We start from the raw sequence: 14,001 nt of genomic DNA, 5'->3' as shown, positions 1-14,001 counted from the left end.
GCGGCGCCCGGTTCATCGGCCAGCGTGGTGCATAAGAAGGCGATGTTACTGCATCGTCCTGGAGGTTGGGCATTGCTGCCCCCCGCTGGACCGCGCGGGGCCGCGCGGCCGGCCTTGGGCGGTTATCCGCCGCGGGGAGTACACCAGCACACCCAGCGCCAGCCCAATCAGCACCACCCCCAGCCATCCAACGACGCCCAGGTGTTCGCCCACAATCAGCACGGCCAGCACGGCGGCCACCGCCGGTTCCAGCAGGGTGATGGTGGTGGCGGTACTGGCGTTGACCCGCGAAAGTCCCACCCCGAAGAGCACATACCCCAGGAACATCGGGACCAGGCTCAAATACAGGCCCACCCAGGTGTTCACCGCCGAGGCCAACAGCGGCGCGCCGGTCAGCAGCAGCACCGGCATCAGCAGCAGCCCGCCGGCACTGAACACCGACCCCACCGCCGCGCGGCGCTCGATGCCGCTGCCCATCAGCCGGCCCACCACCCAGGAGTACAGCGCGTAGCTGGCCCCGGCCAGCAGACCCAGCAACACGCTGGCCACGACCTGCTGCTGCCCGGCCTGGTCGCCGGCGCTGCGGGCCAGGCACAGCAGGACGCTGCCGGCTACCCCCACGGCCACGGCCAGCCACCACCGTGCCCGCAGGGGGTGTCCGTCAAAAATCCGTTCCAGCACTCCGGAGAGCACCGGCGCGGAGCCCAGGGAGATCACCGTTCCCAGGGCCACCCCGCCCAGGTGCATGGAGGAATAGAAAGCGAGCGGATACACGAAGACCGCCAGCGCGCCGGCGGCGAGAAGCCCACCGCGCCGACGCAGCTCCGAGCGTTGCCGGCGCAGCTGGGGCAGGGCAATCATCCCCTGCAGCAGTCCGCCAATGCCCAGGGACGCCGCCCCAATGGCCAGTGGGGAGACGCCCTGGGCGAAGCTCGCCGCGGTCCCGGTGGTTCCCCACAGGATTGAGGTGACCACCAGGGCCAGGACGCCGGGGGCCGCGGCGCGGCTCACCGGGACTCCACCCACCCGGCGATGATCCGGCGCGCCGCCACCAGACGCTGGTCGCTGCCTTCCAGGCCGGCCCGGGCCATGGCACCCTCCAGCAGGTAGGAGATCTGTTCGGCCAGCGCAGCGGCCCGCCCCGGGTCCTGCGTGTCCAGGTGCCCGCGCAGGAGGTGTTCAACTTCGGCCTTGTGCCGGGCCACGGTGGCACGACCAGGGTGGCCGGCGGGCAATTCGGCCGCCGCGTTGAGCAGGCCGCACCCGCGAAAACCGTGCGCGTAGGCCATGTGCGCGTGGTCCAGGTACGCGTCCACCACCGCCAGCACCCCGGCCTGCGCCCCGCGCTGGCGGCCCAAACGTTCATGGTAGAGCTCCAGCCACTGCTGGTGGCGCCGCTCAAGGTAGGCGGCGACCAGCTCGGCCTTGGACCCAAAGTTGTTGTACAGGCTCATTTTCGCCACCCCGGCACCCTGGATGATCCCGTCGATGCCGGTGGCGGCGATCCCGTTCGCGTAGAAACGCTGCGCCGCTTCCTGCAGCAGCCTCTCCCTGGCACTGATCCGTGGGGACATCATCCACCTCCACTAGACAGACTAGTCTAGAACCTGTGGTGGCCCAGGAACTATGACGGCCGCGGCGACGCGTCCGTGATCAGGCGCAAATCCCCCAGCAGCGGATGGTCCTGGCCGAACCAGCAGATCTCCACCTGCTCCACGAACCCTGCCTCATGCCACAGCAGCACCTGCGCCGCGCCGGGGTTCTCATCGATCTGCGCATCGAGAGGTAACGGGTTTTCCACTCCCGCCGGCAATGGGGCCGCAGCGCCCCGGCGGGTCAGGACCAGGCACTGGCCGCCGTGCGGGGCGGCTTCGACAAGGCAGGCGGCAAACTGACTGGCCAGGATCGAACTCAGCGCGGGCAACGCGGCCACGACCTCCCGCAGAAACCTGTGCTGAGCCGCGACCTGCTCACCGGACGCCTGCCCCTGCCCCTGACCACCTCTGGGGCGCTGGCCCCGGGGCTCCTTCATGTGCCGGTCACCGGTTGGCGCAGGATGGTGCGCAGTTTATCCGGCGCACTGCGCCGGATATCGCTCAAATAGATTTCGTGATGCCGCCCGGTCAGCCGCAGGCCGGCATCCGCTGCGTGGGCATGCAGCTGCCCCATCACCCCGCCCTCGTCATCGAACGAACCCACATGCAGGGTCTGCAGACACGTTCCCTCCTCCAGGCGTTCCAGACGCACCTGATCCAGCAGCGGACTGGCGCCGCTGGCCCCAATTTGCTGGCGGGCCAGGTCCAGCAGGGACGCATCGATCCAGTCCGGGACCATGGTCATCATCGTCCACAGCCATTGGGACTTGTCCCGCCGGACGGTAAAGGCCCCCATGTCCTCGGCCCACCACAGCCCCTCCAGGGGCATGACAACATAGTCCCGCCGCAGTTCGTTCTTGCTGTGGAACTTGAGTTTGTAGGCCAGCGGAAATAGGGCCCCGATGCCCTGCGCAAAGCGCGGGGAGGTGTTCGGGTCACCGTGCCCGTCAATCATCAGGTACTGCAGGGCGGGCACCGCAATCCGCTGGACGCGTCCGCGCGGCGCACGATATGCCTCGATCTGCCGCTTGAAGTCCACCTTCGCTCCCACTGCGGCTCACCCCTCCCCGTCATGGGCGCACGGCCCTGAATCGTGGTGTCCAGACTACCCAGGTCACCTACCCCAGCGGCAGGGGGCCTAATGCGCAGGGCGGGACAACTGCCCCTAGACTGGTGGGTATGGCCCTAACTCAGTCGGCGGTGGTGAGCACCGCAGTGGATATCCTGCAGCGGTTTGGGTTGGCCGACCTGTCAATGCGCCGCCTGGCCCGGGAACTGGACGTCCAGGTGGGGGCGCTGTACTGGCACGTGAAGAACAAGCAGGAACTGCTCGGCCAGGTCGCCGCTGCCCTGCTGAACACTCCGCAGCTCGCGGTGGATCCCACCGATTTTGCGCACCCCCGCGATGCGCTGCTGCAGTTGTGCCGCAAGCTGTACCTGACCCTGCTGCCCATCCAGGACAGCCCGGAGGTGCTTGAGGTGGCCAGCGCCCTGCAGGTGACCGGCCTGGCCCCGCTGGCCCAGCTGGATCGGCTGCTGCAGTCGGCCGGGTTGCCGGCCCAGGAGGCCGCGTTCGGCCGCCAGCTGCTTCTGAACCACATTCTGGGGTCGGTGGCCTACCGGCAGAACCTGGTGCAGTTGGACGTCAGCCACGAGCAGGCGGACGGGTTTGACTGGGCCCTGCAGCGGGCGGTTGCCGGGCTGTTGCCGAAAACCGCGGGCTGAGCCACAACGTCCCGCCGGCCGCAGGGCGGCAGGGAAACTAGCTCAGCTCCCCGCCGGATAGCCGCAGATAGCAGCCGGCACACAGCGACTCATACCAGACGTCCTCGCCGTCGATGGCGACCTGGTCCCCGTCGAAAACCACCTCATCGCCGACCCGGCGGGTGTTGAACATGGCCTTGCGCCCGCAACGGCAGATGGTTTTGAGCTCCTCAAGGGAGTGCGCCAGCTCCATCAGCCGGGCCGATCCGGGAAACGCGTGGGTCCTGAAATCGGTGCGGATGCCGTAGGCGAGCACCGGCACGTCATCGAGCACCGCGATGCGCAGCAGGTCATCAACCTGGTCACGGCTGAGGAACTGGGCCTCGTCCACGAGCAGGCACGCCACCGGCGGGGCATCCACGTGGGTCAGCAGCGCCTCGGGGTCCTCCCCGGAGGCGAGGGCCGCGAACTGCTCGCGCAGGTTGTCCGCGGGACCAACCACGAAATCAACTTCCCGTTCCAGTCCCAACCGGGACACAATCGAGCTGTCCCCCTTGGTGTCGACCCCCGGCTTGGCCAGCGCGATGCGCTGGCCGCGCTCCTCATAGTTGAACGCGGCCTGCAGCAGGCTGGTCGACTTGCCCGAGTTCATTGCCCCGTAGCGGAAATACAGTTTGGCCACTGACGCTCCCTTAGCTCGTACCGGATGGCCCGGAAGCCACGGTTCCCGAGTGTAGTTTGTCCGCCCGGCGCCCCAGGAATCGGTAAATGATGCTGATCACCACCACGAACGGCACGCCAAAGACCAGGGTGAGGCGGAACTGTTCGGTGAACAGGGAGGTCACCAGCAGTCCGGCCAGCAGCAGGGCGCCCAGCAGCGAACCGGCCGGAAAGCCGGGCAGCCGGAAGTCCGGGGTGGTGCCCTGCTGGCGATGCCGGCGGCGGAAGGCCACGTGGCTGAGCAGGATCATCAGCCAGGTCGCCATGGCACCGAAGGTCGCCAGGGAAATCATGATGCCCATCCCGCCCTCGGGCACCAGGGCGTAGACCACCGCGGCGACCGCGATCCCCCCGGCGGACATCCACACCGCATGCACCGGGGCCCCGTTGGCCGCGACCCTGCCGCTGAGCGCCGGCGCGTAGCCGACCTCGGACAACGACTTCAGGGTGCGGGAGGCGGCGTACAGCTGGGCGTTCATGGCCGACAGCGCGGCCACGATCAGCACGAAGTTTAGCACCGAATCGGCGTAGGGGATCCCCACCACCTGCATCACCGTCACGAACGGGGATCCGCCGTTAAGCAGCTCATCGCGCGGGGCAATGCACAGGATCAGGCCCAGGGTGGCGATGTAGAACAGCAGCAGGCGCAGGAACGTGACCTTGAAGGCCCGGCGCACCGCCACCCGCGGCTGACGGGCCTCGGCCGCGGCGATCGCAATGACCTCCACCCCCATGTAGGAGAAGATCGCCACGATGACCGCACCCCATACCCCCAGCGGGCCGCCAGCGAAGAACGGGGCCTGCGCGGTGTAGTTCGCCACCCCGTAGTCGGGATTGCCGCTGCCCAGCACCAGCCACCCGGCCACGATGATGAAGGCCAGCACGGCGAAGACCTTGATGGCGGAGAACCAGTACTCGGTGCTGCCAAAGGCGCGCACATTGCTCATGTTCACCCCCAGCAGGGCCACCGAGAACAGGACCACCCACAACAGCGGCTGCACCTGCGGGAACCACAGCTGCATGTACTGCCCGACCACACTGACCTCGGTCCCCACCGCCAGCACCAGCGCGGACCAGTATAGGTAGCGGGTCATGAACCCGGCATAGTTGCCCAGGTATTTTTGGGCGAAGAGGCCGAAGGAGCCGGACACCGGGTGCTGCACCGTCATTTCGGCGAGCGCGCCCATCACCAGCAGCGCGATCAGCCCGCCCAGCACGTAGCTGAGGATCACGCTGGAGCCGGCCATCTCGATGCCCAGCTTGCTGCCCATGAACAGCCCGGTGCCGATCGCGCCGCCCAGCGCGATCATGGACATCTGCCCGGAGCCCAGGGTGCGCTTCAGCCCGCCGCCGGTGGCGTCGGGCCCCGTACTTTCTGACACGTACCGTCCTCGGATTCACTGTTCACCGCGCCCCACGCTGGGGCGCCGTGAACAACGCTACCGCGCCCACCCCAGGGGCCGCTGCCTGCCCCGGTCTTGGTCCCGGGACGCCAAGCTGGACTAGGTCACCGCGTTTCGACGCGTGAACTCCTCCCGCTGCCAGGCCCCGGTGTGCAGAACCTCACGCAGAATTTCCACCGCATCCCAGATATCGGTGCGCGAAAGGTACAGCGGGGTCACCCCAAAACGCAGCACCTCCGGTTCCCGGTAGTCCCCGATGACCCCGCGCTCAATCAGTGCGGCCATCACGGCGTAGCCGTGGGGGTGGCGGAAGCTGACGTGGCTGCCGCGCTCGGCGTGCTGCTGCGGGGTGACCAGTTCCAGTCCCAGTCCGGGGCAGCGTTCGCGCACCAGCTCGATGAACAGGTCGGTCAGCTCCAGGGACTTGGCCCGCAGCTGGTGCTGGTCCGCCTCCAGCGACACGTCCAGGCCCACCTCGAGCATCGCCAGCGAAGTGATCGGCTGGGTGCCGCACATGAAGCGGCGGGCGTCATCGGCCGGGGCGTAGTCCTCATCCATGGCAAAGGGCTGGGCGTGCGACCACCAGCCGGAGAGCGGTTGCCAGAAACGCCGCTGGTGCCGGGCGTTGACCCAGATGAACGCCGGGGCGCCCGGCCCGCCGTTGAGGTACTTGTACGTGCAGCCCACCGCATAGTCCGCGTCGGCCCCGTTCAGGTCCACCGGCACCGCGCCCGCGGCGTGGGCCAAATCCCAGATCGCCAGCGCCCCGGCCTCATGGGCGGCGGCGGTGATGGCGGGCATGTCCCACATCCGCCCGGTGCGGTAGTTCACGTGGGACAGGGAGATCAGCGCGGTGTCCGGCCCCAGGGCGGCCAGCAGTTCGTCCTGGGTGTCGATCAGCCGTACCTCGTAGTCCACGCCGGTTTCGGTGGTGACCGAGTTCAGCAAATCCGCCAGGCCCTGGGCGATGTAGATGTCGGTGGGGAAATTGTCCCGCTCGGTGATGATTACCCGGCGCCCGGGTCCGTCGACCTGCTGGATGCGCAGCGCCGAGGCCAGCGCCTTGAACAGGTTCAGGCTGGTGGTATCCGTGACCACCGTTTCCCCGGGGTTGGCCCCCAGCAGTGTTCCGAGCTTGTCGCCCAGCCGGGTGGGAAGCTCAAACCAGCCCGCGGTGTTCCAGGAGCGGATCAACCCCTGGCCCCACTGTTCGTTCACCACTTCGGCGGCCCGTTCGGCCGCCCCGACCGGCAGCGGCCCCAGCGAGTTGCCGTCCAGGTAAATCACCGCCTCGGGCAACACAAAACGGTCCCGGAAGCGGGCCAGGGGATCCTGGCGGTCCAGGGCCTGCAGGGCTTCGCGACTGGTCTGAGTGCTCATCGTGACCTTTCAACAAACGGTGCGCCGGTGTCTGCGCGTGATCGGAGGTGAAACCCCATCATAGAATTGGAATCAAGATTGTGGTGGCGCGGCCGAAGTTCTGCGCAAGAAGGGCCGGAGGTTCCGTGGCTGATTCGAAATTCCCCGTGCCCGAGGATGGTGCGTCGAATCCGGTTCGCGTCGATGCGACGGACCTGGCGATCCTGGCGGAACTGGGCCAGGATGCCCGTGTGGCCAACAACGTGCTCGCCGCCCGGGTGGGCCTGGCGCCCTCCACCTGTCTGGGACGGGTGCGGGCGCTGCAGGCCCGCGGGATCATCCAGGGCTATGAGGCCCGCATCAACGAGAAGCTGCTGGGGGTGAGCGTCAACGCCATGATCTCCATCGTGGTCGCCGCCCATGCCCGGGACCGGATGCTGCCCTCGGCCCAGGCACTGGGTGCGCTGCCCCAGGTGCGTGACGTGTTCGTGCTGGGCGGGACGCCGGACCTGCTGGTGCGGGTGGCCACCAGCACCATCGACGAGCTGCGGGACTTTGTGGCCCGCCACCTGGGGGCGAACCCCGCCTTTTCCTCCACCCAGACCAGCATCATCTTCGAACATCTACGGTGAAAACCGCCGGCGGACGCCGGGGAACGCTGGTGCAGGCCAGCGTTCTGGCGTGCGCGGCGGTTCTCATCCTCGTCTCATCTGGCTTGGGGAGAATGGATCACATGGGTAGGCAGGCAATCTTTCGCATCCTGGTCGTGGTGACAGTCATCGTGCTGCTCACCCTGGGCGCCGTGGGAATCGCCCACGTGCTTTCCGGGCCGACACAACGAGACCTGGGGCCGGGGGTGGTCGTGGACCAGCCGCCCACCGATCCGCCGGGCACCGGCAGCGACCCGTCTCCCGGGTCCGAAGAGCCCACCCCGAAGGTCGGTGATCCACCGGCCAGCGGAAAGGCCACACCCAAGCCAAGCCCCACCCCCAAGCCCACCCCGTCGCGCTCCCACGGGCCGGTCAAGCCCCTGCCGCCCACCTCCCCCTCGACGCCGCGCGTCACCGATGACGATGACGATGACGATGACGACGACGATGATTGGGATGATGATCAATGGGACGATGATGACGACTATGACGACGACTAGGCCGCGCCAGCGGCGCATGCCCATCCGGGCCCAGGTGATCACCGGGATGATCCTGCTGGTGGCAATTGCCCTGGCCACCGCCGGCACGGCCATGTACGTGTTGGAGCGCCACGAGCTCAACGACCGGCTGGATGACTCGCTGATCCGCACCGTGGAGGAATATCGGGTGCTGGCCGAGACCGGGGTGGATCCGCAAACCAAACAGGGCTTCCAACACGCCGAGGACCTGCTGTACACCGCGATGCAGCGCACCGTGCCGGCCCGCTACCAGGGGATGCTGGGCCTGAGCGCCGATCAGCTGCAGTGGACCGCGCCGCATTCGGTGACACTGCGCCTGGAGGATGACCCGGAATTCCTGGAGTGGGCCAAGAACAGTTCCACCGACGCCCGGGTGCGCATCGAGAATGTCTCCACCCAGCACAGCACCTACCGGGCCATGGTGGTGCCCATCCAGCTGGCCTCGGATCCCAAGCCGGCCCGTTTTGTGCTGGCCTATGACTACACTTCCGAGGTCCGGCACATCAACACCCAGATCATGGTGTTCATCGCCGCCGGGGCCATGGTCGTGGTGCTGGCCTCCATCGCGGCCTGGCTGATCGTGGGGCGGATGCTCGAACCCATCCGCCGGCTGCGGGACACCGCCCGGCAGATCTCCGAATCCGATGTCTCCTCCCGCATCGAGGTGACCGGCCACGACGAGTTCGCCGAGCTGACGGTGACCATCAATGAGATGCTCGACCGCCTGGAGGCGGCCCTGCAGTCCCAACGCCAGCTGCTGGATGATGTGGGCCACGAACTGCGCACCCCGGTGACCATCATCCGCGGGCACCTGGAGCTGATGGACGTGCATGACGCCGAGGATGTGGCCCAGACCCGGGAAATTTCGCTGGATGAGCTCAAGCGGATGTCGCTGCTGATCAACGACCTGGTGACCCTGGCCGGGGCGAACCAGGCCGACTTCGTGGTCAGCCGGCCCTGCGAGGTGGGGGCGCTGCTGGATGACATCCTGGACAAGGCCCGGGGCCTGGGCGAACGGGACTGGCGCATCGGGCACCGTGCCGAGGCCAGCGTCCGGCTCGACGCCTCGCGCATCACCCAGGCGATGCTGCAGTTAAGCGCCAACGCGGTGAAGTTCTCCAGCCCCGGCTCCCGCATCGATTTGGGTTCGGCCCTGGTGCACAATGACGGATCAGCCCCGTGCCTGCGCCTGTGGGTGCGCGATGGCGGGGTGGGCATCGCCCCCGATGACCTGCAGCGGATCTTCGAGCGTTTCGGGCGCGGGAAGAACAGTGAACGGGCCATGGGCTCGGGCCTGGGGCTGAACATCGTCGCGGCCATCGCCGAATCCCATGGTGGTAAGGTCTGGGTGGATTCAACCCCCGGAAGCGGTTCCACGTTCTACATCGACATCCCCCTAGCCGAAGGAGCCCCCACCCCATGAGCCGGATCCTGATCATCGAAGATGAGGCACGGATCAGTTCGTTCATCGCCAAGGGCTTGAAGGCCGCCGGTTTCGCCCCCGCCGTGTGCGACACCGCCGCGGACGGGTTCGAGCACGCCCAGAACGGCTGCTACGAACTGATCATCCTGGACATCGGACTGCCCGACGAGGACGGGTTCAGCCTGCTGCGCCGGATGCGCTCGGCGCATATCGATTCGCCGGTCATCATTCTCACCGCCCGCAACTCGGTGGACGACACCGTCACCGGGCTGCGGGACGGGGCCGATGACTACATGGCCAAGCCCTTCCACTTTGATGAGCTGCTGGCCCGGGTGCGGCTGCGGCTGCGCAGCGAGGACAACGGCGCGGACACCGCGGTGCTTGAGCACGGCAGCCTGCGCATGGACCTGCTGCGCCGGGTGGTGGAGGTCGACGGGGCGGAGGTGGATCTCTCGGCCCGTGAGTTCTCGCTGGCCGAGGCGTTCCTGCGCAATCCCGGGCAGGTGCTCAGCCGGGAACAGCTGCTCTCCCGGGTGTGGGGCTATGACTTCGACCCGGGCTCCAACGTGGTGGACGTCTACGTGCGCTACCTGCGCAACAAGCTCGGCGGAGCACGCTTTGAGACGGTGCGCGGCATGGGTTACCGGCTCGCCCGGGAAGCCTAGCGGTTCCCCGCCGGCGGGGGCGGGCCGAACAGTGAGGCTGGGTGTTTGCTCGATGTCCACCGAAGGTGAATTGTAAGCGGCGCGGCCGGTGGCTACGGTGCTGGTGAGGGTTCGCGGCGCCCGCCCGAACCGGATACCAGGCAGAGCGGGATCACGGGAGCGCAGCGTGTCAACACAGATCATGAAGCAAATCGAGCGGACGCTGCGCAACGGACCGGGCGGGCAGGGCCCGCTGGTCAGCGTGGCCGACCACGCCCGGCAGCTGTCGGTGGACGAGCTGTCCTATCTCATCCAGGCCACCTCCCCCACCGAAAGCGCCGAACTGTTCCAGGCGCTGGACGCCGAGACCCGGCTGCGGGTGTTCCAGGACCTGGCCCCGGCCTACCAGGGCAAGCTGCTCTCGGTGCTGCAGGGCCAGGACATCAACTCCCTGGTGGAGGCGTTGGCCCCGGATGACCGGGCCTCCCTGCTCGATGAGCTGCCCGCCGCCGTGCGGGAGGAGCTGCTCACCTCGCTCAGCGCCGACCAGCGCCAGATGACCGCACTGGTGCTTGGCTACCCCCGCACCGCGATCGGCCGCTACATGTCCCCGGCCGTGCTGGGCCTGGATGAGAACTTCACCGCCGGGCAGGCGCTGGAGTACCTGCGCTCGCGGATCCGCGAACCGGAGACCGTCTACCTGCTGCCGGTGATTGACCAGGACCGGAAACTGACCGGAGTGATCGGGATCCGCTACCTCTTGGGGGCCGAACCCGGGGATCGGCTGGCGCAGATCAGCGATGTGCCGATCAGCGCGCGGGCCGATGAAGACCGCCGGGAGGTCGCCCGAAGGTTCATGAAGCACAAGCTGGTGGCGATGCCGATCACCGATGCCGACGGACGCCTGGTGGGGATGCTGACCAACGATGACGCCTCGGCGATCCTCGATGAGGCCGCCGCGCGCAGCGCCGCACGTTCGGGCAGCTCGGAGCTGATCTCGCGCTCCTACCTGAGCACCTCGGTCCTGCGCATTGTGCGCAGCCGCATCGTCTGGCTGGTCGTGCTGGCCCTCTCCGCGGTGCTCACGGTGCAGGTGCTGGAAATCTTCGAGGACCGCCTGGACCAGGTGGTGGCGCTGGCCCTGTTCATCCCGCTGCTCACGGGCACCGGCGGGAACACCGGCAACCAGGCGGCCACCACGGTCACCCGGGCGCTGGCCGTCGGAGACGTGCGGCTGCGAGATTTGCCGCGGGTGATCTGGCGGGAACTGCGGGTGGGCACCATTCTCGGTGCGGCCCTTGGATCCCTGGGGTTCGCGGTGGCCTCACTGGTCTACGGAATGGACATCGGCGCGGTGATCGGACTGACCCTGCTCTCCATCTGTGTCATGGCCGCCTGCGTTGGAGGGGTGATGCCCCTGCTGGCCAAGAAGATCGGCGCCGACCCGGCGGTGTTCTCCAACCCGTTCATCTCGACCTTCTGCGATGCCACGGGCCTGTTGATCTACTTTTCCATCGCCACCGCGGTCCTGGGCCTGAACTAGTCCCAGGACCGCCGGGGCGCCGCCACGGGCTACGGACGGGTCTTGGGGATCCGGCGTCCCGGCCCCCGGGAACCGCGCGGGACGCTGAACCGCTGCTTCAGCAGCCGGCTCCAGCGGTTGGCCGGCAGCTGCGGGTTCAGCAGTGCCACGCCGATGCAGTACTTACTCATGCTCTCCGGCCGGATGCCCAGCTCCGCCAGGGCCCGGTCCGAGACCCCCCGCCCGTCCGCGGACTTGGTCTCCACGACGACCAGATCCGGGCCGTCCACCTGTTCGCGGCCATTGGAATAGGCCAGCTCCACGTCGCAGGTGACCCGCTCCCCATCCAGCGGGTTCACGAAGGTGGCCCGCACATAGGAGCTGTCCAGCACCGGGCGCAAATCCGGCACCTGTTCGCCGTACTCACGGGCAATCACCTCGTCCAGGAAGCGCATGCTGCGTTCGGTGAGCCGCCCGCAGTCGGCAGGGTCCTGCTCGATGCGGTGCTTGACCGTGTTGCCGCGCAGGCCCTTTGTCTTGATTTCAAACATCGACAACCCGGTGTCCACGTAGGTGCGGCTGCGAACCTTGTAGCGCCGGCGCCGACCCTGCCGGTGGGCACGGTACTGCTCAAAATCGGCGGTGTCGAAGTACACCGACTCGTAGCGGAAGGTGCGCAGTCCCTCGATCTGCATGATCCTGAAGTCCTTCCCCAGCTTCTGCACCATGGCGGTGAACTGCTCGGGAGTCAACAGGAACTTGCGGTCCACCCGGGTCTGCAGGGCCGCTTCGCGGATCACCTCCTCCAGCTGGATCGGGGCCCGGCGGGCGACGGCTTCCTCCAACGCCTGGCGGGCGCGTCCGGTATGCCCGGTGCCCGCCGCGTGGACGTCTTGTGATGCCGCAGTCATTAGGACCACGTCTCCTGCTTGCCGCCGGGAACCTGGGAGGGGACATTGGCCAGCTCGTAGGTGCCGTGGAAGTCCTTGGTGCCGGTGGACGGGGTCACCCGGAAGCGGACGTCAACGATGGTCAGATCCCGGACCATGTCCAGCTCGGTCACCACGGTGCGCAGCACCTTGGCTCCCAGCAGTTCCTCCAGTGCCGCGACCAGGTCCTCATTGCGCGGGTAGGCGCGTTCCAGGGTGACGGTCTGGCGCTGGGTGCGCGGGGCGAAACCCGGGTGATCGGCCAGGAACATGACCAGCACCAGGGCGGCGGTCACCGCCGGGGAGAACCAGGCCGGATCGGGGTGCAGGCCGTTGACCAGACCAATGGCCAGGGAAATGAAGTAGTAGGCCACTTCCTCCTGGGTCAGCGTGTCCGAGCGCAGACGAATGATCGACAGGATGCCGAACAGCCCCAAGCCGAGGCCCATCCCTGCGCCGCTGCCTGAGAGCAGCAGGGTGACCGCGAAGATGCCCATGCTCAGGGCAATGTAGGCCAGCACGAGGTCGCGGCGGAAGTGCCGACGGAAGTACACGAAGTAAACCAGCACCGTCATGCCAAGAACATTGGCCGCCAGCGCCATCCAGAATGACAACATTTCATTTACCTTTCACCGGAAGTTCATCTCTTGTTTCAAGAGTAGGAAGGCCAAATGAAGGAAATAAGAGAAGCCGATGAGAAGACTCTCATGTGCGTCATGGGATGCATGACAACAACTGACGGTCCGGCGCTACCAGTGGAAGCCCTGAAAAACCCGCATCAATCGCCCGAGAGAGCAAGCGGCCCCGGCGCACGAGGGGTCAAGGGCGGATCGGGTGCCTCCGGAAGCGATCAGAAGATAGACCAACTCCAGCGTCTTCTTATCAACTAGATCGCTGAACCAGGCAGCTCACCAGGTTGCGGTGCCCCTTTCAGGAGCCAGATCTGCCCGATGCACCCGTCGGAAGATTCGACCTACGCCCCCCAGTGCGTAGTCCTTCCGCACTTCGCCCCGAGGAGTACGGTCGCCTATTTCATTAGATACAGTGCGTCAGATGACCTTTTAATGCCTACCACCGGAATCCACGGGCAGCCCAATGGAATCTAGCAACAATAACGGTTCGGCGCGCGAAAGCTCGAACTTCTTTGAGTAAAACATTATATTTTTCAGTTTCTCTGGAGTCCGGTGATCCGTCAGATTTTTGAACGTAAATTACCAACAGACCATCATGGTGTCCGGTGACCGTGGCCAAAACCGTCTTGCAGATTTGATATAGCCGTTGTGGCGTGACACCGCGCTCAAGTTCAAGTGCAGCCTTTTCGTACTTCTGGGCAATTTCTGGTTGCCACATTCCCTCAAGGTACCTCGCAAGCCGTTGAAGCTTGCCTGCTAACTCCTGGCGTGATGCTCCGTCTAATTGAGCGGCCATTTTCCTATGAGCTCCCCTGTCGCCGAGTCGCCGAGTCGCCGAGAATTCGGTTTTCCTGTTTGGTTCGCGTCCCGCAACTAGCATGATCCCTTAAATCCGGTTTGCG

General features: G+C 66.7%; 16 protein-coding genes. 6 read left to right on the top strand and 10 right to left on the bottom strand.

Annotated elements, in window-relative coordinates:
• Positions 1-45 precede the first annotated feature (45 nt).
• The 4 genes from GcLGCM259_RS01015 to GcLGCM259_RS01000 all read right to left on the bottom strand — a co-directional run bounded on the left by GcLGCM259_RS01015 (position 46) and on the right by GcLGCM259_RS01000 (position 2,646).
• On the bottom strand, positions 46-1,011 hold the full coding sequence (locus GcLGCM259_RS01015; RefSeq protein WP_138174559.1) for a DMT family transporter: 966 nt from the start codon (positions 1,009-1,011) through the stop codon (positions 46-48).
• Complete coding sequence (locus tag GcLGCM259_RS01010) at positions 1,008-1,577, bottom strand: TetR/AcrR family transcriptional regulator (protein WP_138174561.1); 570 nt, start codon at positions 1,575-1,577, stop codon at positions 1,008-1,010. Before GcLGCM259_RS01010 ends, GcLGCM259_RS01015 begins: the two co-directional genes overlap by 4 nt.
• Positions 1,578-1,624: 47 nt before the next feature.
• Complete coding sequence (locus GcLGCM259_RS01005) at positions 1,625-1,924, bottom strand: hypothetical protein (protein WP_138925479.1); 300 nt, start codon at positions 1,922-1,924, stop codon at positions 1,625-1,627.
• Positions 1,925-2,028: 104 nt separating this feature from the next.
• Entirely contained in the window at positions 2,029-2,646 is a 618-nt protein-coding gene (locus GcLGCM259_RS01000) for a GyrI-like domain-containing protein (RefSeq protein WP_138925478.1), read from the bottom strand.
• Positions 2,647-2,774: 128 nt separating this feature from the next.
• Here GcLGCM259_RS01000 and GcLGCM259_RS15665 point away from each other — a divergent pair, with 128 nt between their 5' ends.
• Positions 2,775-3,320: a TetR/AcrR family transcriptional regulator gene (locus tag GcLGCM259_RS15665; RefSeq protein ID WP_138925477.1), complete on the top strand. Its 546-nt coding sequence runs from the start codon at positions 2,775-2,777 to the stop codon at positions 3,318-3,320.
• A gap of 37 nt (positions 3,321-3,357) precedes the next feature.
• Here GcLGCM259_RS15665 and GcLGCM259_RS00990 read toward each other — a convergent pair whose 3' ends face one another.
• The 3 genes from GcLGCM259_RS00990 to kynU form a co-directional block, all read right to left on the bottom strand.
• Positions 3,358-3,981 (bottom strand): thymidine kinase, encoded by a 624-nt coding sequence (locus tag GcLGCM259_RS00990; RefSeq protein WP_054820926.1) that lies wholly within the window; start codon positions 3,979-3,981, stop codon positions 3,358-3,360.
• Positions 3,982-3,991: 10 nt separating this feature from the next.
• On the bottom strand, positions 3,992-5,401 hold the full coding sequence (locus GcLGCM259_RS00985) for an amino acid permease (RefSeq protein ID WP_246049673.1): 1,410 nt from the start codon (positions 5,399-5,401) through the stop codon (positions 3,992-3,994).
• Between the two features lie 120 nt (positions 5,402-5,521).
• On the bottom strand, positions 5,522-6,802 hold the full coding sequence (gene kynU, locus GcLGCM259_RS00980) for a kynureninase (protein ID WP_138925476.1): 1,281 nt from the start codon (positions 6,800-6,802) through the stop codon (positions 5,522-5,524).
• 125 nt (positions 6,803-6,927) lie between these two features.
• Here kynU and GcLGCM259_RS00975 point away from each other — a divergent pair, with 125 nt between their 5' ends.
• The 5 genes from GcLGCM259_RS00975 to mgtE all read left to right on the top strand — a co-directional run bounded on the left by GcLGCM259_RS00975 (position 6,928) and on the right by mgtE (position 11,559).
• The gene (locus GcLGCM259_RS00975) at positions 6,928-7,413 is read left to right on the top strand and encodes an Lrp/AsnC family transcriptional regulator (RefSeq protein ID WP_246049671.1); all 486 of its coding nucleotides are present in this window, start codon (positions 6,928-6,930) and stop codon (positions 7,411-7,413) included.
• Positions 7,414-7,514: 101 nt separating this feature from the next.
• Positions 7,515-7,931: a hypothetical protein gene (locus GcLGCM259_RS00970; RefSeq protein ID WP_138925475.1), complete on the top strand. Its 417-nt coding sequence runs from the start codon at positions 7,515-7,517 to the stop codon at positions 7,929-7,931.
• On the top strand, positions 7,918-9,372 hold the full coding sequence (locus GcLGCM259_RS00965) for a sensor histidine kinase (RefSeq protein WP_246049669.1): 1,455 nt from the start codon (positions 7,918-7,920) through the stop codon (positions 9,370-9,372). Before GcLGCM259_RS00970 ends, GcLGCM259_RS00965 begins: the two co-directional genes overlap by 14 nt.
• Entirely contained in the window at positions 9,369-10,037 is a 669-nt protein-coding gene (locus GcLGCM259_RS00960; protein WP_138174571.1) for a response regulator transcription factor, read from the top strand. The genes GcLGCM259_RS00965 and GcLGCM259_RS00960 overlap by 4 nt, the downstream gene beginning before the upstream one ends.
• 166 nt (positions 10,038-10,203) lie before the next feature.
• Positions 10,204-11,559: a magnesium transporter gene (gene mgtE / locus GcLGCM259_RS00955; protein WP_246049668.1), complete on the top strand. Its 1,356-nt coding sequence runs from the start codon at positions 10,204-10,206 to the stop codon at positions 11,557-11,559.
• Between the two features lie 29 nt (positions 11,560-11,588).
• Here the strand turns inward: mgtE and GcLGCM259_RS00950 are convergent, their stop codons facing one another.
• The 3 genes from GcLGCM259_RS00950 to GcLGCM259_RS00940 form a co-directional block, all read right to left on the bottom strand.
• Positions 11,589-12,449 carry a polyphosphate polymerase domain-containing protein gene (locus tag GcLGCM259_RS00950; protein ID WP_138925474.1) on the bottom strand — a complete coding sequence of 287 codons (861 nt, stop codon included), beginning with the start codon at positions 12,447-12,449 and terminating at the stop codon, positions 11,589-11,591.
• Complete coding sequence (locus GcLGCM259_RS00945) at positions 12,449-13,084, bottom strand: DUF4956 domain-containing protein (RefSeq protein WP_138925473.1); 636 nt, start codon at positions 13,082-13,084, stop codon at positions 12,449-12,451. Before GcLGCM259_RS00945 ends, GcLGCM259_RS00950 begins: the two co-directional genes overlap by 1 nt.
• Positions 13,085-13,535: 451 nt before the next feature.
• A complete protein-coding gene (locus tag GcLGCM259_RS00940) occupies positions 13,536-13,895 on the bottom strand; it encodes a hypothetical protein (protein WP_138925472.1) in 360 nt (119 codons plus the stop codon).
• Positions 13,896-14,001: the final 106 nt, after the last annotated feature.

This window comes from Glutamicibacter creatinolyticus, from assembly GCF_006094275.1.
GTDB lineage: Bacteria > Actinomycetota > Actinomycetes > Actinomycetales > Micrococcaceae > Glutamicibacter > Glutamicibacter creatinolyticus.
This window is presented reverse-complemented; position numbering and strand designations above follow the sequence as displayed.

Excerpts from the sequence above, each read along its gene's own strand:
- GcLGCM259_RS00950 (WP_138925474.1), bottom strand. The coding sequence starts at position 12,449 with ATGACTGCGGCATCACAAGACGTCCACGCGGCGGGCACCGGGCATACC.
- GcLGCM259_RS00965 (WP_246049669.1), top strand. The coding sequence starts at position 7,918 with ATGACGACGACTAGGCCGCGCCAGCGGCGCATGCCCATCCGGGCCCAG.
- GcLGCM259_RS00960 (WP_138174571.1), top strand. The coding sequence starts at position 9,369 with ATGAGCCGGATCCTGATCATCGAAGATGAGGCACGGATCAGTTCGTTC.
- GcLGCM259_RS01010 (WP_138174561.1), bottom strand. The coding sequence starts at position 1,577 with ATGATGTCCCCACGGATCAGTGCCAGGGAGAGGCTGCTGCAGGAAGCG.
- GcLGCM259_RS00970 (WP_138925475.1), top strand. The coding sequence starts at position 7,515 with ATGGGTAGGCAGGCAATCTTTCGCATCCTGGTCGTGGTGACAGTCATC.
- GcLGCM259_RS15665 (WP_138925477.1), top strand. The coding sequence starts at position 2,775 with ATGGCCCTAACTCAGTCGGCGGTGGTGAGCACCGCAGTGGATATCCTG.
- GcLGCM259_RS00945 (WP_138925473.1), bottom strand. The coding sequence starts at position 13,084 with ATGTTGTCATTCTGGATGGCGCTGGCGGCCAATGTTCTTGGCATGACG.
- kynU (WP_138925476.1), bottom strand. The coding sequence starts at position 6,802 with ATGAGCACTCAGACCAGTCGCGAAGCCCTGCAGGCCCTGGACCGCCAG.
- GcLGCM259_RS00940 (WP_138925472.1), bottom strand. The coding sequence starts at position 13,895 with ATGGCCGCTCAATTAGACGGAGCATCACGCCAGGAGTTAGCAGGCAAG.